The sequence below is a fragment of the Mycolicibacterium neoaurum genome (assembly GCF_036946495.1).
GTDB lineage: Bacteria > Actinomycetota > Actinomycetes > Mycobacteriales > Mycobacteriaceae > Mycobacterium > Mycobacterium neoaurum_B.
On record NZ_JAQIIX010000002.1, the window covers coordinates 2,553,796 to 2,576,427 of the forward strand.

Below are 22,632 nucleotides of genomic sequence, written 5' to 3' on the forward strand. Positions count from 1 at the left end.
ATCAGGCGTCGTCAGAAGGTGCTCATCGGACGCACGCTGTTGGCCAGGTCGACCAGCGCGTAGCGGTGCTCCTGGGTGGGGGCGACGCGGGCCAGTTGGCGCAGTGCTGCCTCCACCCCGAGCTGGAGACCGTGCTGGGTGAACGGGAACCCGAGGATGTGGTTGGTGCTCGCGGAGTTGTCCGCCAGCCAGTCCATGGCCGTGCCGAGCACCAGCGCGCGAATCTGCAACACCCTCGGCTCACTGTCCGGAAGTGCCTCGACTCGCCGTGCGGCACTGCGGATCTGCTGCTCGGTGACCTCACTGGTGGAGCGGCCGGAAAGCAAGGTCACTGAACTGGTCAGCCGGGCGGTGGTGAAGTGCCGGGAGGTCGGCGGCACCTGGTCCAGTGTGCGCACCGCGTCATCGCGCTCACCGGCGGCCGACTGCGCGCGGGCCAACCCGAATCCGGCCGAGATCACCCCGTTGTCGGTGCGCCACACGGTCTGGTAGAACCGGCGTTCGTCGGAGGTGCCCGCCAACTCCGCCGTCGCGGCCAGCGCCAGCTTCGGCGCAAGCTCTCCGGGCAGGGTGTCCAGAACCTCGGTGAAATGCTTTGTGGCCGTGTCATAGTCGGCGGTCAACATGGCCGCAACCCCACGGAACCAGGACAGTCGCCACCGCCAGCCCACCCGCTCGGTCAGCTCGTCGAGTTTGCGGGTGGCCTTGGCGACATCGCCGAGATCGAGCAGGGCGCGGGCCTCCATCAGGGGGAGTTCCACCGAGTCCGAGAGATCCACCCCCTCGGAGTCCAGCGCACCGTGACGGGCTGCCCGCAGTGAATCCAGGGTCTGCACAGGCTCACTGAGCACGGTCGCGGACAGGATGGGGGCGCCGACATCGGCCGGATCGACGAGCGGAACCTGCAGCGCCTTGACGATCTCGGCGGCGGTCAACTTCTCCGAGTGCACCTGCCCGTCGAGATATACGTCGGTGTGTGCGACCAGCAGATCGACCCCGAAAGTAGAGCGCGGCGGGCTGAACACCGTGGACAGACCGGGACGGGGAACGCCGGTGTCCTGGGCGACCACCTCGCGCAACACGCCCATCAGCTGGCCGGACATCTCCTCGGCGCTGGCGAACCGGCGGCGCGGATCCGGATCGATGGCGCGGCGCAGCAACCGTCCGAACGAGTCGTACTTGGCCAGTACCGGATCATCCTCGGGAAGACCGTCGACATAGCGTCCCTTGCGGGTGCGCAGGTTCAGGGTGAGTGCGGCCAGCGTACGGCCCACCGTGTAGATGTCGGTCTGCACCGTCGGGCCGGTGCGGACGATCTCGGGGGCCTGGTAACCGGGTGTGCCGTAGAGGTATCCGAACGAGTTGATCCGCGACACCGCACCGAGGTCGATCAGCTTGAGCTGCTCCTCGGTGACCATGATGTTCTCCGGTTTGAGGTCGTTGTAGACCAGGCCGAGGGAATGCAGATAACCGAGCGCGGGCAGGATCTCCAGCATGTAGGCGATGGCCTGAGCCACCGGGAGTTTGACGCCCTTGGCCTGTTTGAGCGAGGTGCCGCCGACGTACTCCATGACGATGTAGCCGACCGGCTCACCGTGCTTGTCGTCATGCTCGACGAAGTTGAAGATCTTGACGATGGCCGGATGGGTCACCTCGGCCAAGAATTGGCGTTCGGCCATTGCGGTGGCCTGTGCCTCGGCATCCCCGGAATGGACGAGACCCTTGAGCACCACCGGGCGCTCGTTGACGTTGGTGTCGAAGGCGAGGTACACCCAGCCCAGGCCGCCGTGGGCGATACAGCCCTTGATCTGGTACTGCCCGACCACCATGTCACCGGGACTCAGTTGGGGCAGAAACGAATACGGGCTGCCGCAATGCGGGCAGGTGCCCTCGGAACGCGCCGGACCCTCGCGGGTGGCCCGGCCGACCCGCTTACCGCAGTTCCAGCAGAATCGCTTGGATTCGGCGACCACCGGATTGCTCATCAGCGCCGTCAACGGGTCGCGCTCGTAGACCCGCGGCACCTCCACGAGTCCGCCGCCCAGCTTGCGGATCGGCGAGCGCGGTCTGGTCAGCACACCGAGCGTCGTCGCCGACGGCTCGGTGGCGGCGGTGGTGGAGCGGTCGGTGTCGTCGAAATCCGGTCGGTAGACGGCCTGAGTGGCCATCGGCCGCACGGTGGCCACCGACTCGTCGTCCAGATCCTCGAGGTCGGCCAGGCTGGCCGGCTGGGTGCCCGGGTCTTCGCTCATCTGCCGATTTCGTTCATCAGTTGTAGTACCTCGCCACCGGCGGGGCCGGCGTCGGGCCGAGCACGGTCAACCACTTGCGGTAGAGCGTGTTCCAGGTGCCGTCACGGCGGATCCGCTCCAGTGTTCCGTTGACGAACCGCACCAGCCCGTCGTTGTCCTTGTTGATCCCGATGCCGTAGGGCTCGGAGTTCATGCTCGGCCCGACGATGTGCAGATACGGGTCCTGGCTGACCAGCCCGGCCAGGATGGAGTCGTCGGTGCTGACGGCGTCGACCTGACGCTGCTGTAGGGCGACCAGGCAGTCGGCCCAGGTGATCACGTCGACCAGCTCCACCGGTGGCTGGATCTGCTGAACCCGTTTACGTGAGGTCGTGCCCTTCACGGCGCACACCCGCTTGCCGGACAGATCGGCGGCCTGTCGGATGCGCGAATCGCGGGCGGCCAGGATGCGCTGGTTCGCCGAGAGGTATTCGGTGGAGAACGCCACCCGCTCCCTGCGCTCGCAGGTCATGCTCATCGTCTTGACCACGATATCGACCTGGTTGTTCTCCAGCGCTTCGATGCGGTCGGCCGAGGACAGGATGCGGTACTCCATCTGCGATGGCGTGCCGAAGATATCTCGGGCCACCTCGCCGGCGATATCGACGTCGAATCCGGTGATCTCGCCGGTGATCGGATCGCGGAACGAGAAGAGATTGCTGCCGATGTCCAGCCCGACGATCAGCCTGCCGCGGTTACGGATGTTCTCGACGGCCGCCTCGGCATCGGCGCGGTCGGCGAACGGCCGCAGGCTCGCGGTGCGATCGCAATCGTCGTTGTCGGGCAGTTCGGGCACCGGCTCCGGTGGCGCGGTCTCCATCCCGGCCGGCGTCGGGGGTGCCAGCGTCAGCTCGGGGATGGGATCGATCTGGGTGTTCTGCTGACAACCGGCCAGCAGCGCCGCGGTGACCAGCACACCGGCCAGGCGGGCGATCACCGGTACTCACTCAACCTCGGCCACAACCCCAGGGTCACCGCGAACGCGGCGATGATCGAGAGGGCGGCGGCGCCGACGGTGGTGCCCGAGAGCACCCGGCGGGCGTTGACGATATCGGTGCGCAGCTGGCTGCGGCTCTGCTCGATGGAGCGCGAGAGCGCTTCGTCGAGGGTGCTGAAAGCCGGGCTGGAATCATCCTCACCGGTGCCCAGCGCCACCTGGGTGGCGGCCTGGTAGTTGCCCACCGAGATGTAGGCGTTGATCCGGTCGTTGGAGGCCCGCCACTTGCGCAGTAGGTCATCGGCATCGGCCAGGTCGGCCTTGTCGATGTCGTTGTCCGCGGCCAGGTATGCCTTCAGCTGTTCCTGGATGGTTTCGATGCGCTGGTAGTACGACTGCTTGCGGACGTCCTCGTCACCGCGGCGGACCAGCGCCAGGGTTTCGTCGGCACGGGCCTGCTGGGCGGTGATCGCCATCGTGGTGACCGTCTTCAGCGACTGCGCCGCAGTATTTTTGGCGCTGCGGCTGTCCGCCGTCGAGATGACAAGAGCGGTCCCCACCCAGACCACCATAATCAGTACCGCCAGCCCGCCGGCCACGAAGCCCATGTTGATCCGGCGCCGGGTCCGCTTGCTGAGCCAACGGTTGGCGAACAACCCGAACAGAATGGTGGCGAGCACCACCAGGATCACCGGGGCCGGGATGCGGGTGGACGCGGTCGTCTCGGTGTCCACCCGGGCCGAGGTCGCCTCGTAGAGTCGCTGGGCCTGCGGCAGGATCTCGGACTGCATCAGCGCCGAGGCCTCGGACAGGTAGGACGAGCCGACCGGATTGCCCGCCCGGTTGTTGGTCCGAGCGGTCTCGACCAGACCGGTGTAGACGGCCAATTCGGCGTTGACCCTGCCGAGCAGTTCGATCATCGGTTCAGTGGTCAGACCCGCCGACGCGCGGGTCACCGCGACGGAGGCATCGGTGATCGCCTGTTCGTAGCGCTCGCGTACATCCTGGGGCTCCGCGCCGGCGATGAATGCGGTGGCCGCGGCGGCGTCGGCGACCGAGAGCGTGGTGTAGAGCTGTCCGGCGGCGAAGGCCAGCGGCTCGCTGTGGTCGAGCACCGTGGTCAGTGCTTCCTGACGGTCGGTGATCGTCGTCGAGGTGGCGAACGCACACGCCATCACCAACGCCGACAGCACGATGCCGATGGTCAGGATGCGCCCCGGCGTGGTCCACAGGAACCACCAGCGGGGGTGTACGGGGCTCGTCGGCGAACGGGATGCCAGCGGCTCGGTCGACGGGTGCGCCAACTCCACGGTCACGTGTCCGCCAACCTCCTCGGTATTTCTAAGAAGTCTAAGAGACATTGGTGTGACGTGTGGGAATTCGCGAACCCCTATTCTGAACACGTGCGCGGTGATGGTGACGGTTGGGTGTTATCGGACGGCGGTGCGCACTTCTGGGGCCGCCACGGCGCCGCGGGACTGCTGCTGCGCGCACCGGACACCGGCGGCGGATTCGCCGTCCTGCTCCAGCATCGCGCACCGTGGAGCCACCAGGGTGGGACCTGGGGATTGCCCGGCGGCGCGCGCGACAGCCACGAGACGGTCGAGGAAGCCGCGGTGCGCGAAGCGGCCGAGGAGGCCGGTCTACAGGCGGGGCAGTTGACCGTTCGGGCCACCGTGGTCACCCACGAGGTTCCCGGCTGGAGTTACACCACCGTGATCGCCGACGCGGCCGAGCAGCTCCCGACGATCGCCAATCGGGAGAGCGCCGAGCTGCGCTGGGTTTCCGAGAACCAGGTCGCCGCGCTCCCGCTGCATCCCGGCTTCGCGGCCAGCTGGGCGCGGTTGCGGGAGGTCACCGCCGAGTTGCCGCTCACGCCCTGAGCGCGGCGTTGAGCATCGTCTTGAGCAGGCGGGCCGCCGCCCGTGGATCTTCGGCCTCGGTGATCGCCCGTACCACCACGATGCGTGTCGCACCGGCGTCGATGACCTGGGGTAGCCGCTCGGCATCGATCCCGCCGATGGCGAACCACGGTTTTGCCAGCCCGATATCACCGGCCAGCGCGGCAGTGTGGCGCACCAGGTCCAGACCGGGCGCGGGACGGCCGGGTTTGGTCGGCGTCGGCCAGCACGGGCCCACGCAGAAGTAGTCGACGTCCTCGTCCAGAGCCCGGGCCACCTGCTCGGCGTCGTGAGTGGACCGGCCGATCAGCGCGCCCGGCGCGATCTCGCGGGCCACCGGCAGCGGCAGATCGTCCTGGCCGAGGTGCAGCACATCGCTGCCCGCCGCGCGGGCGATATCGGCGCGATCGTTGACCGCCAGCAGCGCGCCGTGGCGGCGGGCCGCGTCGGCGAGCACCGCCAGGGCATCGAGCTCCTGGCGGGCCTCCAGCCCCTTGTCCCGCAGCTGGATGATGTCCACCCCGCCGGCCAGCGCCGCGTCGGCGAACTCGGCGAGATCACCGCGTTCGGTGCGGGCGTCGGTGCACAGGTACAGCGAGGCGGAATCGAGTCGGGACACCCGAGTATCCTTTCAGCAGACACGGGAGTCCCGGGAGCGGGGACTGAGAGTGGGCGCGCACCGGCCTTGACCGTCGTACCTGATCCGGGTCATGCCGGCGAAGGGAGAGGAAGAATGGGCAGTACGTCGAGGGCCGCCGGCTCGTTGGGCATCGTGGGCGGCGGCGTCATCGGGCTTGCGGTCGCGCGCCGGGCCGCCGCGGACGGCTGGGACGTGCGCGTGCACCGCACCGAGCAGCGCGGCGCCTCCTGGGTCGCCGGTGGCATGCTCGCTCCGCACAGCGAAGGCTGGCCCGGTGAAGAGGCCCAGCTCGCCATCGGGCTGGAATCGCTCAAACTGTGGCAGAACGGGTTTCTGGCGGGTCTGCCCGACGATATCGTCACCGCGCGGCGATCCTTGGTGGTCGCGGTCGACCGTGCCGACGTCGCCGACCTGCGAACGGTCGCGGACTGGCTGTCCGCCCAGGGACACCCGGTGACTCCGACCACCACCGCACGCGACGTCGAACCCCTGCTGGCGCAGGGTATCCGGCACGGATTCATCGCCGATACCGAACTGGCGGTGGACAATCGGGCACTGGTGGCCGCGCTCGAGACGGCCTGTGTCGATGCCGGCGTTCGCTGGGCGCCCCCGGTTGCCGACCTCGCCGAGGTCGACGCCGACATCCGGGTGATCGCCAACGGTATCGACGCGCCGACACTGTGGCCGGGTCTCGCGGTCCGCCCGGTCAAGGGCGAGGTGTTGCGACTGCGCTGGCGCAAGGGCTGTATGCCGTTGCCGCAGAGTGTTATTCGTGCCAGGGTGCACGGCAGGCAGGTGTATCTGGTGCCGCGGGGCGACGGTGTGGTGGTCGGCGCGACCCAATACGAACACGGTCGGGATACCACGGTGGTGGTGACCGGGGTGCGTGACCTGCTCGACGACGCGTGCGCGGTGCTGCCTGCCCTCGGTGAGTACGAGCTCGCCGAATGCGCGGCAGGTTTGCGTCCCATGACCCCGGACGGTCTGCCCTTGGTGGGTAGGCTCGATGAGCGGACGCTGGTGGCCGCCGGCCACGGGCGCAACGGATTTCTGCTGGCACCGTGGACTGCCGAGCAGATCGCCAGGGAACTCGCGGCACTCGGAGGGGCACAATGATTCTGCTGGTCAACGGCGAAGACGCCGATGTTCCCGACGGCACCACCATCGAAGAGCTGATGGCGCGCCTGGGTTTCCCGGACAAGGGCATCGCCGTGGCGGTCGACTGGGAGGTACTGCCGCGCTCGTCATGGGACACCGTGCTTGCCGACGGCGCCAGGGTCGAGGTCGTGACGGCGGTGCAGGGTGGCTGACTCTACGCTCACCATTGCCGGCCGTGAGTTCGGCTCGCGACTGATCATGGGCACCGGCGGCGCGGCGAACCTGGCGGTGCTCGAGGAGGCGTTGATCGCCTCGGGAACCGAACTGACCACGGTGGCGATGCGCCGCGTGGATGCCGAGACCGGCACGGGCGTGCTGGACTTGCTCAACAGACTCGGCATCGCGACGCTGCCCAACACCGCCGGATGCCGCGGCGCCGCCGAGGCGGTGCTGACCGCGCAGCTTGCTCGTGAGGCCCTGGGTACGGACTGGGTGAAGCTGGAGGTCATCGCCGACGAACGCACTCTGCTTCCCGATGCCATCGAATTGGTCAGGGCCGCCGAGCAACTGGTCGACGACGGTTTCATCGTGCTGCCGTACACCAACGACGACCCGGTGCTGGCCCGCAGGCTGGAGGACGCCGGCTGCGCGGCGGTCATGCCGCTGGGCTCACCGATCGGCACCGGGCTGGGCATCTCCAACCCGCACCACATCGAGATGATCGTCGACGCGGCGAACGTTCCGGTGATCCTGGACGCCGGAATCGGCACGGCCAGCGATGCCGCGCTGGCGATGGAACTCGGCTGTGATGCCGTGCTGCTGGCGACTGCGGTGACCAGGGCCGCCGACCCCGCCACCATGGCGTCGGCGATGGCCTCGGCCGTCACCGCCGGGTATCTGGCCAGACAGGCCGGCCGTATCCCGAAGCGGTTCTGGGCCCAGGCGTCCAGTCCGGCACTGTGATCGAACTGGTCGGACTCACCAAGACCTACGGACGCAGCCGGGCGGTCGACGGGCTGAGCTGCGTTATCAAACCGGGTGTGGTGACCGGCTTCCTCGGCCCGAATGGTGCGGGCAAGTCCACCACCATGCGGATGATCGTCGGGCTTGACCGGCCGACGGCGGGAACCGCCACCATCGACGGACGCCGCTACCGGGATCTGACGCATCCGCTGCGCACCGTCGGTGCGCTGTTGGACGCCCGTCAGGTCTACCCGAATCGGACCGCGCGCGCACACCTGAGTTGGATTGCGGCGACCAACCGGATACCGCAGGCGCGGGTCGGCGAAGTGCTCGAGCAGGTAGGCCTGACCGCGGCGGCCGGCAAGCCCGCCGGGTCGTTCTCCCTTGGCATGCTGCAACGTCTCGGCATCGCCGGAGCTCTGCTCGGTGATCCGCAGGTGCTGCTGTTCGACGAACCGGTCAACGGCCTGGACCCCGAGGGGATCCGGTGGATCAGGACCCTGATGCGTGACCTGGCCGCCGAGGGACGCACCGTGCTGGTATCGAGTCATCTGCTGGCCGAGATGGCCAACACCGCCGACGAGCTGGTGGTGATCGGTCGCGGGCGGTTGATCACCGCCACCACGATGGCCGACTTCGTGCGCAAGGACGCGGCGGTGCGGGTGCGCAGCCCGCAGCTGGACCGGCTCGCCGCGTTGCTGCCCGACGCACGTCGCGAGGGCGATGCGCTGCTGGTGCCGGGCAGCACCGAGCGAATCGGTGAGCTGGCGGCCGAACACGGGATCGTGCTGCACGAACTGAGCACCCGGCAGACCTCTCTCGAGGAGGCATACCTCGGACTGACCGATGATGCGGTGCAGTATCGCGGTGGGGGAGACTCATGATCGGCGTGCTGGAGGCGGAGGCCCGCAAACTGGCCACCACCCGGTCGGCGCTATGGCTGACGCTCACGGTGGCGGTACTGGCCCTGGGGTTGGCCGCGATGTCACAGGACCCTTTGCTCGGGGTTGCCAATTTCGGCGTTCCGGTGCTGATGATCCTGTCTGCGCTGACCGTCACCGGCGAGTACCGCACGGCCATGATCCGCACCACGTTCCTGGCCACGCCGCGCCGCGCCCGGGTCCTGGCAGCCAAAGCCCTTGTCGCCGCGGTGTTCTCCGCGGTGTTGGCCGCCGCCATGACGGCCGGGTCGATCGTCGTCGCGGGGTCGGGCCGGTGGGCCTCGGTGAGCGCGGTCGCGTTCTATGCCGCCACCGGCGCGCTCCTGGCGGTCGGGGTGGGGGCGTTGTTGCGACACACCGCCGCCGCGGTCGCCGTGTTGTTGTTGGTGCCCTTCGTGGTCGAACCCATGCTGAGCGTCAACACCGACATCGGGGACACCGTGGGTCCGCTGCTGCCCTTCGTCAACGCCGCCGCATTCACCGGCGGATCGATTTTCGGCTTTCTGCACAACTTTTCGATGTGGTGGGGTCCGCAGGGTTCGGCGCTGTACTTCGGCGGTGTCGCCCTGGGTATCTTCGCTGCGGCCGTCGTCGTGGTCGCGCGCCGGGACCCCTGAGCTACCGTGGGGTCCATGCAGCGCAGATCACGGTCCCTGGGGGCCCTGTTGGCCCTGACCGCCCTCGTCGCCGGTTGCGGATCGCCGGGTGCGCCCGAGTCGTCGCCGACCGCCGATGCCGACGCCGCCGGCTATGCCGACGAGATCAGCAAGCGTGTGCAGACCGATGCCATGATGGCGCATCTGACCCGGCTGCAGGAGATCGCCGATCAGCACGACGGTAACCGCGCGTTGGGAACGCCTGGCTACCAGGCCAGCCTCGACTATGTGGTCAACGCGCTGCGCGACAAGGGTTTCGAGGTGCAGACCCCGGAGTTCGAGGTGCGCATCCCGTTCGCCGAGGACCCCACCGTCGAGGTGGCAGGCACCGCGGTGGCGGCCCTGCCGATGAGCTTCACCATCGGCACGCCTGACGACGGGGTGCGCGGACCGCTGGTCGCCGCACCCGTCGATGACACGCCCGGATGTGCCGACGCCGACTACGAGGGCCTGCCTGTGCAGGGCGCGGTGGTGCTGGTCGACCGTGGCTCGTGCCCGTTCAGCGACAAGCAGGCCGTCGCCGCGAAACGGGGAGCGCTGGCCCTGCTGGTGGCCGATAACGAGGACCGTCCCGTCGAGGACTTCGGCGGCACGTTGGGTAGCGGCACTGACGTAAAGATCCCGGTGCTCGGCATCACCAAGAGTGAGGGCGCGCGACTGCGGGCGAATCCGGGCCAGGCGTCGATCCGACTGGAGGCCGGGGTGAACGTCAAGCGCTCCAACAACATCATCGCCCAGACCAGCACCGGCGCAACGGACAACGTGGTGATGCTCGGAGCGCATCTGGACAGCGTGCCGGAGGGCCCCGGTATCAACGACAACGGATCCGGGGTGGCCGCGGTGCTGGAGACCGCCCTGCAGATGGGCAATGCCCCGGAGATCCGCAACGCGGTGCGCTTCGGATTCTGGGGTGCCGAGGAGGTCGGACTGGTCGGGTCCGACCGCTATATCTCCTCCCTGAATGCCGACGAGCTCAAAGATATTGCGCTGTACCTGAATTTCGACATGCTCGGCTCGCCGAATCCGGGATACTTCACCTATGACGGTAACCAGTCGGCACCGCCGGCCGCCGACGGCAGCGTGCCCCGGGTCCCGGAGGGATCGGCGGGTATCGAACGGATGCTGGTCGGCTATCTCGACGGTGCGGGTAAGCCGGGTCAGGACACCAGCTTCGACGGCCGTTCCGACTACGATGCGTTCACCCGGGCCGGAATCCCCTCGGGTGGGCTGTTTTCCGGAGCGGAAGAGAACATGACGGCCGAGCAGGCCGAGCTCTGGGGTGGCCGGGCCGATGAACCGTTCGATCCGAACTACCACAAGGACACCGACACCCTGGACAAGATCGACACGACCTCCCTGGAAATCCAGGGTCGCGGTGTCGCCTACGCCGCCGCGTTGTACGCCCAGGACCTCGGCGGCCGCAATGGCGTTCCGGTGCGCGAGGATCGGACCCGTCACGTGCTCGCCGAATCATGAGGCGCCTGTGTGCGGTGGCGGCCACCGCGCTGCTGCTGACGTCCGCCTGCAGCGCACCCGAGCCCGCGGCGCTGCGGGCCGACGAGCTCGCCGCCTCGGTCAGCGCCGATGCCATCTTCGCCCACCTGGAGCGGCTCGCCGCCATCGCCGATGACAATGCCAACAGCCGGGCCGTCGGCACCGCCGGCTACGACGGTACCGTCGACTACATCTCGGAGGTGCTGCGGGATAACGGGTTCGAGATCAGCACACCGGAGTTCGAGTGGCTGAAGATGGGTGATCCCGGCAATCCGACCCTGGAGGTGGCCGGTCGCAGCTACCCCGTGACACAGGCCTCCCCGCTGGCGTCCACTCCGCGCGGAGGACTCAGCGGGCTGTCGCTGCGCCCGCGCACCAGCGACGGATGCGAGCGCGCCGACTACGGCAACGTCCGTGGCGCGCTGGCGATCGTCGACGACACCGGATGTTCGGTGGTCGCCAAACAGAACGCCGCGGCGGCCAATGGGGCGGTCGGTCTGCTGGTGGTCAGCGCCGGCGGGACCAAGGGACTGTTCGAACCGGGCTACTACCAGAAGCTGACCATGCCCGTCGCCGTGATCGATCGCACCACCGACGCGGCCCTGCGCCGAACCAACGACCCGGTGCGCCTCGTGCTCGACGGCCAGGCCAGCGTGGCCAGATCCAAGAGCGTCATCGCCCAGACCTCCACCGGTGACACCGGCAATGTCGTGCTGGCCGGCGCACATCTGGACAGCGCACCGCGCAGCCCGGGCATCAACGACAACGGCAGCGGGGTGGCGGCGTTGCTCGCCATCGCCGATGCGATGGGCTCGGCGCCGCGGATCGACAATGCGGTGCGGTTCACCTTCTGGGGTTCCCAGCGGCTGGGCGCCGCGGGCAAATACCTGGCCGGTCTCGATGACGGCGGCCGCGCGGATATCGCCGCGTACCTGGATGCCACCATGATCGGCTCGCCGAACCCGGGGTATTTCACGCTGGACGGTGATCAGTCGGGGCAGGCCAATCCGGCGATCCCCGCCGACACCGTGCCCGAGGGCTCGGCCGGTATCGAACGCACCTTGGCCGGTTACCTCAACCAGGCCGGTGTTCGCCCGGCCGATATGCCGTTGGACACCGCCGGTGATTACGCGGCGTTCCTCAACGCGGGAGTGCCCGTCGGCGGCTTGACCACCGGTGCCAACCAACAGAAGACGCCGGTGCAGGCCCGGTTGTGGGGCGGTCGCGCCGGGGCGCCGTTCGACCCGAACGCCGGCGGACCGCGGGACGGGATGGACAATGTCGACCACCGGGCGCTGTCGATCACCGGACCCGCAATGGCCTTCGCCATCGCCACCTATGCCCGCTCGATCGAGGGCGTCAACGGCGTACCTCCCAGAGACCGCCGAAATCGGTAGCCATCGGGCACCATGTTCGGGTGGACAATCCCGGCGTGCTCGAACGTCTCGCGCGCTACGCCATGGCGGCACCCAGGCGCATCCTGGCGATCGCCGGGATGTGTGCGGTGGCCGCGGCGATCTTCGGGGTGCCGGTCACCCAGGAGCTGAGCGCGGGCGGATTCACCGACCCTGACGCCGAATCCTCGCGCGCGGCAGAGTTGCTGACCGACAAGTTCGGCCAGGGTGACATGCAGTTGCTGATCATCGTCTCCGACCCCGCCGGCGCCATGAGTCCGGCCGCGCGCCGGGTGGGCACCGAGATAGCCACGGCGCTAGGTGAATCCGAACATGTGGCCCAGGTGAGTTCGGCATGGAGTGCCCCGGCGGCGGCCTCGGCGGCACTGCTCAGCAGGGACGGCACCGCCGGGCTGATCGTCGCCGGTATCACCGGCGGTGAGCAGCACGCCCAGGACCACGCCGAGGAGCTCACCGACCGCCTGGTCCACGACCGCGACGGTGTGCGGGTGCGGGCCGGTGGTGTCGCCATGGTCAACACCCAGATCACCGAGCAATCCCAGCGGGACCTGTTGGTCATGGAATCCATCGCCATCCCGGTCAGCTTCCTGGTGCTGGTGTGGGTTTTCGGCGGGCTGTTGGTCGCGGCGGTGCCGGTGATGGTCGGCCTGTCGGCGATCCTCGGTTCGCTTGCGGTGCTGCGGCTGATCACCTTTGCCACCGACGTGTCGGTGTTCGCGCTGAACTTGTGCATGGCGATGGGGCTGGCGCTGGCCATCGACTACACGCTGCTGATGGTCAGTCGCTACCGCGACGAACTGGCCGAGGGCGCCACCGCCGAGGACGCTCTGCTGCGCACGATGGTGACGGCCGGTCGGACGGTCGTGTTCTCGGCGACGACGGTGGCACTGCCGATGTCGACGCTGGTGCTGTTCCCGATGTACTTCCTGAAATCGTTCGCTTACGCCGGGGTGGCGACGGTGGTGTTCGCCGCCATCGCCGCACTGGTGCTCACCCCGGCCGCGCTGGTGCTGCTCGGCGATCGTGTCAACGGCCGCCGGTCGGGCCCACCCAAACCGGTTGCGCAGCAATTCTGGTACAGATCAACGAAATTCGTGTTGCGTCGCGCGTTGCCGATCGGTTCAGCCGTGGTGGTGCTGCTGGTCTTGCTCGGGCTGCCCTTCACCGGCGTGAAATGGGGTTTTCCCGATGATCGCGTGTTGCCTTCGTCGGCATCGGCCCATCAGGTCGGCGACCGGTTGCGGACGGACTTTGCCGACAATACCGCCACCGAGGTGAGCATCGTCGTCCCGGAGTCCGACGGGCTGACGCCCGAGCAGTGGGACCGCTACCTCACCGAGGTGGCCGGCGCACCGGATGTGGTGGCCGTGGCCGCGCCGGTGCACCGTGAGGGCAGCGCGTTCATCCGAGTCTCCAGTTCGGCCGATCTGTTCTCCGACGGTTCGGCGGCACAGCTGGACCGGCTGCACGCGATCGCCGGCCCCGGCGATCGGCAGGTGCTGCTGGGCGGGGTGGCCCAGACCGACCGCGACAGCGTGGCCGCGATCGGTGCGACACTGCCGCTGGTACTCGGCCTGATCGCGGTGATCACCTTCTGTCTGCTGTTCCTGCTGACCGGCAGCGTGGTCTTGCCCGCAAAGGCCTTGGTGCTGAACATCCTTTCGCTGACGGCTGCGTTCGGCGCCATGGTGTGGATATTCCAGGACGGGCATCTCGGTGCTTTCGGCACGACGGCCACCGGCACACTGGTGGCCAACATCCCGGTACTGCTCTTCTGTATCGCGTTCGGCCTCTCGATGGATTACGAGGTCTTCCTGCTCGCACGGATCCGCGAGTACTGGTTGGCCTCCGGCCGCACCTCCGTCGATGTCGGTGAGAGTGTGGCACTCGGCCTGGCGCGCACCGGCCGGGTGGTCACCGCCGCCGCACTGGTGATGTCGATCTCGTTCGCCGCGCTCATCGCGGCGAACGTGTCGTTCATGCGGATGTTCGGTGTGGGACTGACGTTGGCGGTTTTGATGGACGCCACCCTGGTCCGGATGGTCCTGGTGCCGGCCTTCATGCAGTTGATGGGCCGATGGAACTGGTGGGCGCCCGCCCCGCTGGTACGCCTGCACGAGCGGATCGGGCTGCACCACTGAGAATGTGGCGCCGGCCGGTTCTCAACGCGCTCGGCGGGCAGCACCCAGCAGCGTCATGCCGTGGTAGACCGCGAGTGCGGCGATGGACCCCAGTGCGATACCGGTGAATGTCAACGATCCTGCCTGCCAGGTGAAGTCGGCGATGCCGATGATCAACGGGATGGCGGCCGTCATCTGGTTGACCGGCTTGGAGAAGTCGACGTGGTTGGTCAGCCAGATCCGGATTCCGAGCACCCCGACCAGGCCGTAGAGCACGATCGTCGCACCACCGAGCACACCGGGCGGAATGGCCGAGATCGTCGCACCCACCTTCGGGCACAGGGCCAAAAAGATCGCCACCACCGCGGCCACCCAGTAGGCGGCGGTCGAATAGATGCGCGTCGCGGCCATCACGCCGATGTTCTCGGCGTATGTCGTGGTGGCCGAGCCGCCTCCCGCGCCGGCCAGCACGGTGGCCACACCATCGGCGGCCAACGCCCGGCCCATCAGCGGATCGAGATCCCGGCCGGTCATCTGGCTCACCGACTTCACATGTCCGATGTTCTCGGCGACCAGGGCGATCACGGCGGGCAGGAACATCGGCAGGACCGCGAGGCTCAGTGTCGGCGTCTGGAACTCCGGTAGGCCGAACCACGCCGCCTGAGCGATCCCGGAGGTGTCCACCTGACCCAGTGCCAGCGCCAGCACGTAGCCCAGCACGACGGCCAGGAAGATGGCCAACCGACCGATCAGGCCCTTGAAGAAGGCCAGCGCGCCGACCAGCAACACCAGGGTGACCATCCCGACCACCGGGCCCTGCTCGAAGTTGTTCTTGGCCGCCGGCGCCAGATTGAACCCGATGAGCGCCACCACCGCCCCGGTGACCACCGGCGGCAGCACCACATCCAGCCAGTGCGTGCCGACCAGGTGAACCACCGCGCCGATGATGATCAGCAGCAGGCCCACCGCGATCAGCCCGCCGAGTGCACTGCCGGTGCCCTGTGCGGTGACCGCGGCGGTGACCGGAGCGATCACCGCGAAGCTGGACCCCAGGTAGCTCGGCAGCCGGTTACCGGTGATGAGCAGGAAGGCGATGGTGCCGATCCCGGAGAACAGCAGCGTGGTCGCCGGTGGGAAACCGGTCAGCACGGGCACCAGGAACGTCGCACCGAACATCGCCACCACATGCTGGGCACCGATCCCGAGGGTGCGCGGCCAGCTCAATCGTTCGTCGGGGGCGACGATGTCGGCATCGGGGCCCACGGGCTTCCAACGCGGCGTCAAGGACAGCTTTGCCATCAGGACAAGGTAGCCGGGTCGGATCGCTATTGCAGCAGTCGAATGATCTTCCTGGACAGTGCGGTGTAGGGCGGATACACCAGCCGGGGATCGGGACGCGTCGACTTGGTCAGTACCGCGCGCCGGTGCGACAGTGCCTCGAAACCCCACCACCCGTGATAGGCGCCCATGCCGCTGGGGCCGATCCCGCCGAACGGCAACTGCGGCACCAGACAATGCATGATCGCGTGATTGACCACCGCGCCACCGGATTCGGTCCGATCGATCACGTCCCGGGCGAGTTCTGGTGTCTCGGTGAACACATAGAGGGCCAGCGGCCGTGGCCGGTGCCGAACGAAGCCGATGGCCTCGGAGATCGAGTCGACCGTGATGATGGGCAGGATGGGACCGAAGATCTCGTCGGACATCACCGCATCATCGGGCCCCGGATCGAGGATCACAGTCGGTTCGATGCGCAGGGATGCCTCGTCGCAGCCGCCGCCGGTCACCACCTGACCGCTGGTGTCCGAAATCAGGGCTGTCAACCGATCGAACTGGCGTCGGTTGACGATGGGCAGGTCGGGTGTGGTGCTGAATTCGGCGATCGTGGCGCACAGCGCGGTGACCAACTCCGCGGCGACGGACCGCTCGACGAGGACGTAATCGGGTGCGATGCAGGTCTGACCCGAGTTCACCAGTTTGGTGTGCGCCAACCGGCGGGCCGTGACCGCGATATCGGCGTCGCCCGCCACGATGGCCGGGCTCTTGCCGCCCAGCTCCAGGGTGACCGGTGTCAGGGTGGGTGCGGCGCCGGCCATGATCTTTCGCCCGACCTCGGTGCCGCCGGTGAACAGGACGTGATCGAAACCCTGGGCCAGCAGGTCCTGGGTCACCTGGGCATCGCCCTCGACGACGGTGATCGCCTCGGTATCCAGATAGTGCGGCACCAGCCGGGCGATCAGTGCCGACGTCGCCGGGGCGAGCTCCGATGGCTTGATCACCACGGTGTTGCCCGCCGCGATTGCCGATACCACCGGCGCCATCGCCAGGTAGAACGGGTAGTTCCACGGACCGATCACCAGGACCGCGCCCTTGGGGTCGTACTGCACCCAGGCGCGGGCCGGTTTCTGGCTGACCGGAACCGATACCCGACGCCGACGCATCCACTTGCGAATCCTTTTGCGCGCAAACGCCGCTTCGGCCTTGGTGGGTTGCACATCACCCATCCAGGCCTCCATGGCCGGGCGGCCGAGGTCGGCGAGTAGCGCGGCCGCGATGGCCTGCTCCTGTTCGTCGCACATGCGCTCGATGGCGCGCAACTGCTCGATGCGCCATTCTGCGGAGCGGGTACGCCCAGTGTCGAAAACGGTACGCGCGTGCGGGGTTCGAACAGTCGTACTCATGGTGCGCCCTAGCGCATTTCCGGAGCCGGGATGACGCCGGCGGCCACCGCCGCCATGCCGCCACCGTCGACGGCCAGCGTCTGACCGTTGACCCAGCCGGCGTCGGCGGAGATCAGATAGGCGACCGCGCCGGCGATGTCCTCGGGTGTGGCATGCCTGCCGAGCAGCGCCTTGGCGCCGTCGAGGGTGTCCTTGCCCATGGTCTCCTCGAAATCGGCGAGAATCGGCGTTTCCACCGGGCCCGGCAGGACGGCATTGATGCGCAGCCCGCGTTGTGCGAACTCCAGGGCCTTGGCCATCGTGTAGACCGTGGCGACCTCCTTGGAGAAGTTGTATGCGTTGCCTGCCTGTGGGTTCTCGGCGAACCAGCGCGCACCCTCGACGAAGCCGTCGGTGGCCAGCAACGCCTGGATGGCGGGCATCCTTGCGGGCCAGCCGAATCCGGCGATCGAGGACACCACGACTACGGAACCTCCGTCGCGCAGCCGGTCGATCAGGGATTCGGTGAGGTGGCGTACGGCCAGCACGTTCACCGCGATGACCGTCGCGGCGGGTGCGGTGCCGGGGACGCCGGCGACGTTGATCAGCGCGTCGAACGAGCCGTCCAGCTGGGCCACCGCGGCGTCGATGCTCTGCGGGTCCGCCAAATCGACCGCGACATGGTGCTTGACCGCGGCAGACGGGGTGTTGCGGTCCAGGCTGATCACCTCAGCGCCCGCGGTGACCAATCGTTCGGCGACGGCGTGCCCGATACCGGATGCGGCGCCGGTGACGATGTAGCGCTTGTGGGATGTGACGGTCATGCCGGGCTCCTCGTGGTGTCGGTGTAGCGGGCTTTGAGCTTGCCCTTGATCAGTTTTCCGGTGGGGGTACGTGGCAGCGCGTCGACGAAGTCGACGGTGCGGGGTGCCTTGTAGTGGGCGACACGGTCGCGGACGTAGTCGATCAGATCCGCGGCGAGGTCGTCGCTCGCGCTGAATCCGGGCCGGAGCGCGACGACGGCCTTTACCTGTTCGCCCATCTCCGGATCGGGAACGCCGATCACCGCGACGTCGAACACCGCGGGGTGCATGGTCAACACGTTCTCGGTCTCCTGGGGATAGATGTTCACCCCGCCGGAGATGATCATGAACGATTTGCGATCGGTCAGGAACAGATAGCCGTCCTCGTCGACATAGCCGAGATCACCGACGGTGGTCCAGTTTTCGTGTCGGGGATGCTGGGCCTCGCGGGTCTTGGCCGCATCGTTGTGGTAGACGAAGGGCATGGCTTCGCGCTCGAAGTAGACGGTGCCGACCTCGCCCGCTGACAGTTCGGCGCCGGTGTCATCGCAGATGTGGATGGTGCCCAGCACCGCACGCCCCACCGAACCGCGCTTGGTGCCCCATTCCGCGGAGTTCATCATCGTCATCCCGTGTGCCTCGGTGGCGCTGTAGTACTCCACCAGGATCGGGCCCCACCAGGCGAGCATGGCGTCCTTGACCTCGGGCGGGCACGGGGCACCGGCGTGGACGACGGTGCGCATCGAGGACAGGTCATAACGCGACCGGATCTCCTGGGGTAGTTGCAGCAATCGGACGAACATCGTCGGCACCATCTGCGTCATGGTCACCCGATGGGTCTCGATGGCCGCCAGGATCTTCTCGGCGTCGAACTTCTCCATCAGGATCACGGTCGCGCCGAGCGCCTGCATGCCTGCGCAGTACTTCAACGGCGCGGCGTGGTAGATCGGCGCAGGCGAAAGGTAGACGGCGTCCGGGCCGATGTCGAAAACGTTCTGCAGCACCGCAAGAACGGGGTCGCCCGGCTCATCGACCTGGATGGGCAGCAGGTGCGGTTTGATGCCCTTCGGGCGCCCGGTGGTCCCCGACGAATACAACATGTCCGCACCGCGCGGTTGATCGGTCAGCGGGGGGACCGCCGCGTCCAGCAGTTCGCGGTAGGACCGGTAGCCGTCGATATCGCCGCCGAAGGCATAACGCGCCACGTCGCCCGGTATCTCGTCGAGCACCAGTCGGCCGAGCTCGGCCAGTGCACCCGAGACGAAGAATGCCTTCGCTCCGCTGTCGGTGACGATGTATCCGGCTTCCGGTGCGGTCAGGTGGTGGTTGACCGCCGTCGCATACAGGCCCGAACGCAATGCGGCCCAATAGATGACGAATACCTCGGCGGTGTTGTCGGCGAGGATGGCGATGACATCGCCACGACGCAGGCCGGCGGCGTGCAGTGCGGCGGCGATCTGGGCCGAGCGGGCGTCGAGATCGCCGTAGGTCAGGGTTTCACCACTGCCGGCCATGATGACCGCCGGTCGGTGCGGATCAGCGGCGGCGTGAGTTCCGGGAAACACATATCTCCTTGGGATGCGGGCGCAGGCGGTGACCGCTCATCGTGATCGGCGCCACAGCCCGCGATGGGAAGGACGGTATGCGCCGCCGAGACAATATGTCAAGACACACTGTCTAGTGACGCGACCTGGCCAGGTAGAGGGCGGCGCCGAGCGTGATCACCGCGGACCCGGTGAGCACGGAGCCGGCAGGCAGGGTGCATGCCAGAAGTGCGCAGCCGGCCAGCCCGATCGCCGGGATCATTCGCCGGGACGGCCGCAACGTCCAGGCGCTGGCATTGGCGATGGCGTAGTAGACCAGCACCGCGAACGAGGAGAACCCGATCGCCCCGCGAAGATCGACAACCGCCGCCAGCACCGCGACGACGATCCCGACCGCGATCTCGGCGCGGTGCGGTCCGCCGAACCGCGGATGGACCGCGGACAGCGCGCTCGGCAGGTGCCGGTCCCGCGCCATGGCCAGCGTGGTGCGTGACACGCCGAGGATCAACGCCAGCAGCGATCCGAGGGCGGCTACTGTGGCTCCGACGCGGACCACCGCAGCCAGTTCGGGATGTCCGGCCACCGACACGGCATGAGCCAATGGTGCTGCCGCGGTGGCCAGTTCGGTACTGCCGAGCACCGAGAGCACGGTGACCGCCACCACCGCGTACACCAGCAGCGCAATGCCCAGCGCGATGGGTATGGCGCGGGGAATGGTGCGGGCCGGATCGCGGACCTCCTCACCGAGGGTGGCGATGCGGGCGTACCCGGCGAACGCGAAGAACAACAACCCGGCGGCCTGCAGGACACCCCACAAGCCGGTATCGCTGCCGAGCGACAGATTGGATGGCGCTCCGGCGCCGCTCAGCACGACCACCACGACGGCCAGCACCGCGAGCACCACGGCGACGATCACCCGCGTGAGCAATGCCGACTTCTGCACGCCCACATAGTTCACCGCCGTCAGCGCGACGACGGCGGCGACCGCCACGGCATGCGCGTACTGCGGCCAGGCGTAGACCCCGACCGTCAGGGCCATCGCGGCACACGAGGCCGTCTTGCCGACGATGAAGCACCAGCCCGCGGTGTGGCCCCAGAACGGGCCCAGGCGTTCCCGGCCGTAGACATAACTGCCACCGGACTTGGGATAGATCGCGGCGAGCCGTGCTGTGGACGTCGCGTTGCAGTACGCCACCACCGCAGCGACAGCCAGCCCGATCAGCAGCCCGGAGCCGGCGGCTGCGGCGGCGGGTCCGAGCGCGACGAAGATGCCGGCTCCCACCATCGATCCCAGACCGATGACGACGGCGTCGAACGTGCCGAGCCGGCGCTGCAAGTGCACGCGGAAAGTGTAGAGCTGCTACCTGTTCCGTGCAGCGTTGATGCCCAGGTATCCGACGTAACCCAGCGCGCCGAGGAGCGCGAGCTTGCGTGTCTTGGGCACCAGCAGGCCCACGCCGAGGGCGGTCTCGATGGTGCCGTTGGTCTTGATGTGGCGCGCGGTGTCGTTCGGGAAGGCAGGCTTGGTGATCGACTCGAACAGCTGCGGGGCGACGAAGTGGGCCAGACCGGCACCGACCAGTGACACCCCGGCGAGTGTGGTGCCCGGCGAGCTCTTCTTCTCGGTCAACGGATTTCCTCTCGGCAGTTGGTTGATGACTCGTTCAGTTCGTGGCTTGTTCAGTTGATGGCGTAGTCGCTCAGTGGGAACTCGGAGGCTTCCCGGATGGCGGTGTCGGTGGTGGTGGGCCGCAACAGCGTGGGCTCACCGGCGGGGTTGTAGTAATAGGACCGCGCGCTGGCGCAGTTGCCCAGGGTGAACAGCGAATTGCCCAGCAGATCGGTCATCCGGTCCAGGTAGCGGCTGTTCGCTTCCTCGGTGACCTCGAAGGTGCTCGCGCCGCGGCGCTGCACCTCGGAGAACAGCCGGTCCATCAACCGCATCTGATACTCCATGGTGTTGAAGAAGTTCAACCCGAGGAAGGCGTAGGGGCTGGCCAGACTCAGATAGTTCGGGAAGTACGGCATGGACACGCCCTGGTAGGCCTGGAAACGCGTTTCGCGCCACCACTTCCCGAGGTTGCGACCCTCGCGACCGATGACCTCGATGGCCGGGAAGTTGGCCTCCCACAGGTCGAACCCGGTGGCCAGCACCAGGGTGTCGACCTCGTTCTTGGTGCCGTCCTTGGCGACGATACCGTCGGTCTGGATGTGATCGATCCCGACATCCTGCAGGTGGACATTGTCCCTGGTGAACGCCCGGTAGTAACCGTTGCTGAATGTCGGTCGTTTGCAACCGAAATCGTAATCCGGGGTGAGCCGCCGTCGCAGATCCTTGTCCCTGATGGTGAGGAAGCGGTGCAGCTTGGACAGGTCGGCGGCCGAGATGTTGCCGCGTCCGCGGAAGGTCTTGTAGTAGACGACGCCGATGGTCACCATCCACTCGTAGATCGAGTCGGTGAGCCAGCGCAGCGCCCGCTGGGTGGCCGGGATGCGGGCGAACAGCTTCTTGGTCCGCGGGCCGAACCGCAGATCAATCTTGGGCACCACCCAGATCGGGGTGCGTTGGTACACGGTGAGGTCGGCCGCGGTTTTCGCCAGCTCCGGGATGAGCTGCACGGCCGTGGCACCCGTGCCGATGATCGCGATACGCCGCCCGGCCGGATCGAAATCGTCATCCCACTGCGCGGTGTGGATGACCTTGCCGGCGAAGCTGTCGATGCCCGAGATATCGGGCAGCTTGGGCTGGGACAGGAAGCCGGTTGCGGTGATGAGATACCGGGCCGTCAGCGTCTCGTTTGTGTTCCCCCCGGAGGCGACGCTGACCTGCCACGCCCTGGCATCCTCGTCCCAGCGGGCACCGTGGACCACGGTGTTGAACCGGATGTGGCGCCGGATGTCGTACTTGTCGGCCACATCGTCGGCGTACTTCTTGATCTCCGGACCGGTCGAGAACAACCGCGACCAGTTCGGGTTCGGCTCGAAGTAATAGGAATAGGTGGTGGTCGGGACGTCGACGGCCAGCCCGGGATAGTGGTTCACGTACCAGGTGCCGCCGAGATCGTCCTCCCTGTCGAGCAGGACGATGTTGTCGATACCCAACCGTTTGAGCTGGATGGCGGCACCTATACCGGCGAAACCGGCGCCCACGATGACGGCGTCAAACATG

The 22,632-nt window shown here is 67.7% G+C and carries 20 protein-coding genes; 9 read left to right on the plus strand and 11 right to left on the minus strand.

What is annotated here, in order from left to right:
* Window positions 1-11: 11 nt before the first annotated feature.
* Genes PGN27_RS17595 through glnX form a run of 3 tightly spaced genes read right to left on the minus strand, consistent with a single transcriptional unit; the run spans window position 12 to window position 4,544 of the window.
* Window positions 12-2,252 (minus strand): serine/threonine-protein kinase PknG, encoded by a 2,241-nt coding sequence (locus tag PGN27_RS17595; RefSeq protein ID WP_335327276.1) that lies wholly within the window; start codon window positions 2,250-2,252, stop codon window positions 12-14.
* A 16-nt stretch (window positions 2,253-2,268) separates the two neighbouring features.
* Complete coding sequence (locus PGN27_RS17600) at window positions 2,269-3,228, minus strand: glutamate ABC transporter substrate-binding protein (protein WP_418888611.1); 960 nt, start codon at window positions 3,226-3,228, stop codon at window positions 2,269-2,271.
* Complete coding sequence (gene glnX / locus PGN27_RS17605; protein WP_335327277.1) at window positions 3,225-4,544, minus strand: protein kinase G-activating protein GlnX; 1,320 nt, start codon at window positions 4,542-4,544, stop codon at window positions 3,225-3,227. The genes PGN27_RS17600 and glnX overlap by 4 nt, the downstream gene beginning before the upstream one ends.
* Before the next feature lie 87 nt (window positions 4,545-4,631).
* On the opposite strand from glnX, the gene PGN27_RS17610 reads away from it, so the two are divergent.
* Window positions 4,632-5,111 carry an NUDIX domain-containing protein gene (locus PGN27_RS17610; protein WP_335327278.1) on the plus strand — a complete coding sequence of 160 codons (480 nt, stop codon included), beginning with the start codon at window positions 4,632-4,634 and terminating at the stop codon, window positions 5,109-5,111.
* On the opposite strand, the gene thiE is transcribed toward PGN27_RS17610, so the two are convergent.
* Complete coding sequence (gene thiE, locus PGN27_RS17615; protein ID WP_335327279.1) at window positions 5,101-5,748, minus strand: thiamine phosphate synthase; 648 nt, start codon at window positions 5,746-5,748, stop codon at window positions 5,101-5,103. The genes PGN27_RS17610 and thiE overlap by 11 nt on opposite strands.
* A gap of 114 nt (window positions 5,749-5,862) precedes the next feature.
* Here thiE and thiO point away from each other — a divergent pair, with 114 nt between their 5' ends.
* From thiO to PGN27_RS17655, 8 genes are read left to right on the plus strand one after another with little or no spacing between them, the layout of a single operon-like run.
* Window positions 5,863-6,885, plus strand: coding sequence for a glycine oxidase ThiO (gene thiO / locus PGN27_RS17620; protein WP_335327280.1), 1,023 nt, complete (start codon window positions 5,863-5,865; stop codon window positions 6,883-6,885).
* On the plus strand, window positions 6,882-7,079 hold the full coding sequence (gene thiS / locus PGN27_RS17625; protein WP_335327281.1) for a sulfur carrier protein ThiS: 198 nt from the start codon (window positions 6,882-6,884) through the stop codon (window positions 7,077-7,079). Before thiO ends, thiS begins: the two co-directional genes overlap by 4 nt.
* On the plus strand, window positions 7,072-7,830 hold the full coding sequence (gene thiG / locus PGN27_RS17630) for a thiazole synthase (protein WP_335327282.1): 759 nt from the start codon (window positions 7,072-7,074) through the stop codon (window positions 7,828-7,830). Before thiS ends, thiG begins: the two co-directional genes overlap by 8 nt.
* The gene (locus PGN27_RS17635) at window positions 7,827-8,714 is read left to right on the plus strand and encodes an ATP-binding cassette domain-containing protein (protein WP_335327283.1); all 888 of its coding nucleotides are present in this window, start codon (window positions 7,827-7,829) and stop codon (window positions 8,712-8,714) included. Before thiG ends, PGN27_RS17635 begins: the two co-directional genes overlap by 4 nt.
* Window positions 8,711-9,388: an ABC transporter permease gene (locus PGN27_RS17640; RefSeq protein WP_335327284.1), complete on the plus strand. Its 678-nt coding sequence runs from the start codon at window positions 8,711-8,713 to the stop codon at window positions 9,386-9,388. The genes PGN27_RS17635 and PGN27_RS17640 overlap by 4 nt, the downstream gene beginning before the upstream one ends.
* Window positions 9,389-9,403: 15 nt before the next feature.
* Entirely contained in the window at window positions 9,404-10,903 is a 1,500-nt protein-coding gene (locus PGN27_RS17645; protein WP_335327285.1) for a M28 family metallopeptidase, read from the plus strand.
* The gene (locus PGN27_RS17650; RefSeq protein WP_335327286.1) at window positions 10,900-12,318 is read left to right on the plus strand and encodes a M28 family peptidase; all 1,419 of its coding nucleotides are present in this window, start codon (window positions 10,900-10,902) and stop codon (window positions 12,316-12,318) included. The genes PGN27_RS17645 and PGN27_RS17650 overlap by 4 nt, the downstream gene beginning before the upstream one ends.
* Before the next feature lie 35 nt (window positions 12,319-12,353).
* The gene (locus PGN27_RS17655; protein ID WP_335328762.1) at window positions 12,354-14,477 is read left to right on the plus strand and encodes an MMPL family transporter; all 2,124 of its coding nucleotides are present in this window, start codon (window positions 12,354-12,356) and stop codon (window positions 14,475-14,477) included.
* 21 nt (window positions 14,478-14,498) lie between these two features.
* Here PGN27_RS17655 and PGN27_RS17660 read toward each other — a convergent pair whose 3' ends face one another.
* The 7 genes from PGN27_RS17660 to PGN27_RS17690 form a co-directional block, all read right to left on the minus strand.
* Window positions 14,499-15,755 (minus strand): uracil-xanthine permease family protein, encoded by a 1,257-nt coding sequence (locus PGN27_RS17660; protein ID WP_335327287.1) that lies wholly within the window; start codon window positions 15,753-15,755, stop codon window positions 14,499-14,501.
* 26 nt (window positions 15,756-15,781) lie between these two features.
* Complete coding sequence (locus PGN27_RS17665; protein ID WP_335327288.1) at window positions 15,782-17,137, minus strand: aldehyde dehydrogenase family protein; 1,356 nt, start codon at window positions 17,135-17,137, stop codon at window positions 15,782-15,784.
* An 8-nt stretch (window positions 17,138-17,145) separates the two neighbouring features.
* Window positions 17,146-17,940, minus strand: coding sequence for a coniferyl-alcohol dehydrogenase (locus PGN27_RS17670; RefSeq protein ID WP_335327289.1), 795 nt, complete (start codon window positions 17,938-17,940; stop codon window positions 17,146-17,148).
* Entirely contained in the window at window positions 17,937-19,484 is a 1,548-nt protein-coding gene (locus tag PGN27_RS17675; RefSeq protein ID WP_335327290.1) for an acyl-CoA synthetase, read from the minus strand. Before PGN27_RS17675 ends, PGN27_RS17670 begins: the two co-directional genes overlap by 4 nt.
* A 112-nt stretch (window positions 19,485-19,596) precedes the next feature.
* Window positions 19,597-20,799 carry an APC family permease gene (locus PGN27_RS17680; protein WP_335328763.1) on the minus strand — a complete coding sequence of 401 codons (1,203 nt, stop codon included), beginning with the start codon at window positions 20,797-20,799 and terminating at the stop codon, window positions 19,597-19,599.
* Window positions 20,800-20,823: 24 nt separating this feature from the next.
* Window positions 20,824-21,093 (minus strand): DoxX-related protein, encoded by a 270-nt coding sequence (locus tag PGN27_RS17685; RefSeq protein ID WP_335327291.1) that lies wholly within the window; start codon window positions 21,091-21,093, stop codon window positions 20,824-20,826.
* 50 nt (window positions 21,094-21,143) lie between these two features.
* Entirely contained in the window at window positions 21,144-22,631 is a 1,488-nt protein-coding gene (locus PGN27_RS17690; protein ID WP_335327292.1) for a flavin-containing monooxygenase, read from the minus strand.
* Between the last annotated feature and the right edge of the window lies 1 nt (window position 22,632).

What these genes read in the sequence shown, in the direction of transcription:
- PGN27_RS17690 (WP_335327292.1), bottom strand. Translation starts at nt 22,631, where the DNA reads ATGTTTGACGCCGTCATCGTGGGCGCCGGTTTCGCCGGTATAGGTGCC.
- thiS (WP_335327281.1), top strand. Translation starts at nt 6,882, where the DNA reads ATGATTCTGCTGGTCAACGGCGAAGACGCCGATGTTCCCGACGGCACC.
- PGN27_RS17665 (WP_335327288.1), bottom strand. Translation starts at nt 17,137, where the DNA reads ATGAGTACGACTGTTCGAACCCCGCACGCGCGTACCGTTTTCGACACT.
- PGN27_RS17595 (WP_335327276.1), bottom strand. Translation starts at nt 2,252, where the DNA reads ATGAGCGAAGACCCGGGCACCCAGCCGGCCAGCCTGGCCGACCTCGAG.
- thiO (WP_335327280.1), top strand. Translation starts at nt 5,863, where the DNA reads ATGGGCAGTACGTCGAGGGCCGCCGGCTCGTTGGGCATCGTGGGCGGC.
- PGN27_RS17640 (WP_335327284.1), top strand. Translation starts at nt 8,711, where the DNA reads ATGATCGGCGTGCTGGAGGCGGAGGCCCGCAAACTGGCCACCACCCGG.
- PGN27_RS17645 (WP_335327285.1), top strand. Translation starts at nt 9,404, where the DNA reads ATGCAGCGCAGATCACGGTCCCTGGGGGCCCTGTTGGCCCTGACCGCC.
- PGN27_RS17670 (WP_335327289.1), bottom strand. Translation starts at nt 17,940, where the DNA reads ATGACCGTCACATCCCACAAGCGCTACATCGTCACCGGCGCCGCATCC.
- PGN27_RS17660 (WP_335327287.1), bottom strand. Translation starts at nt 15,755, where the DNA reads ATGGCAAAGCTGTCCTTGACGCCGCGTTGGAAGCCCGTGGGCCCCGAT.
- PGN27_RS17650 (WP_335327286.1), top strand. Translation starts at nt 10,900, where the DNA reads ATGAGGCGCCTGTGTGCGGTGGCGGCCACCGCGCTGCTGCTGACGTCC.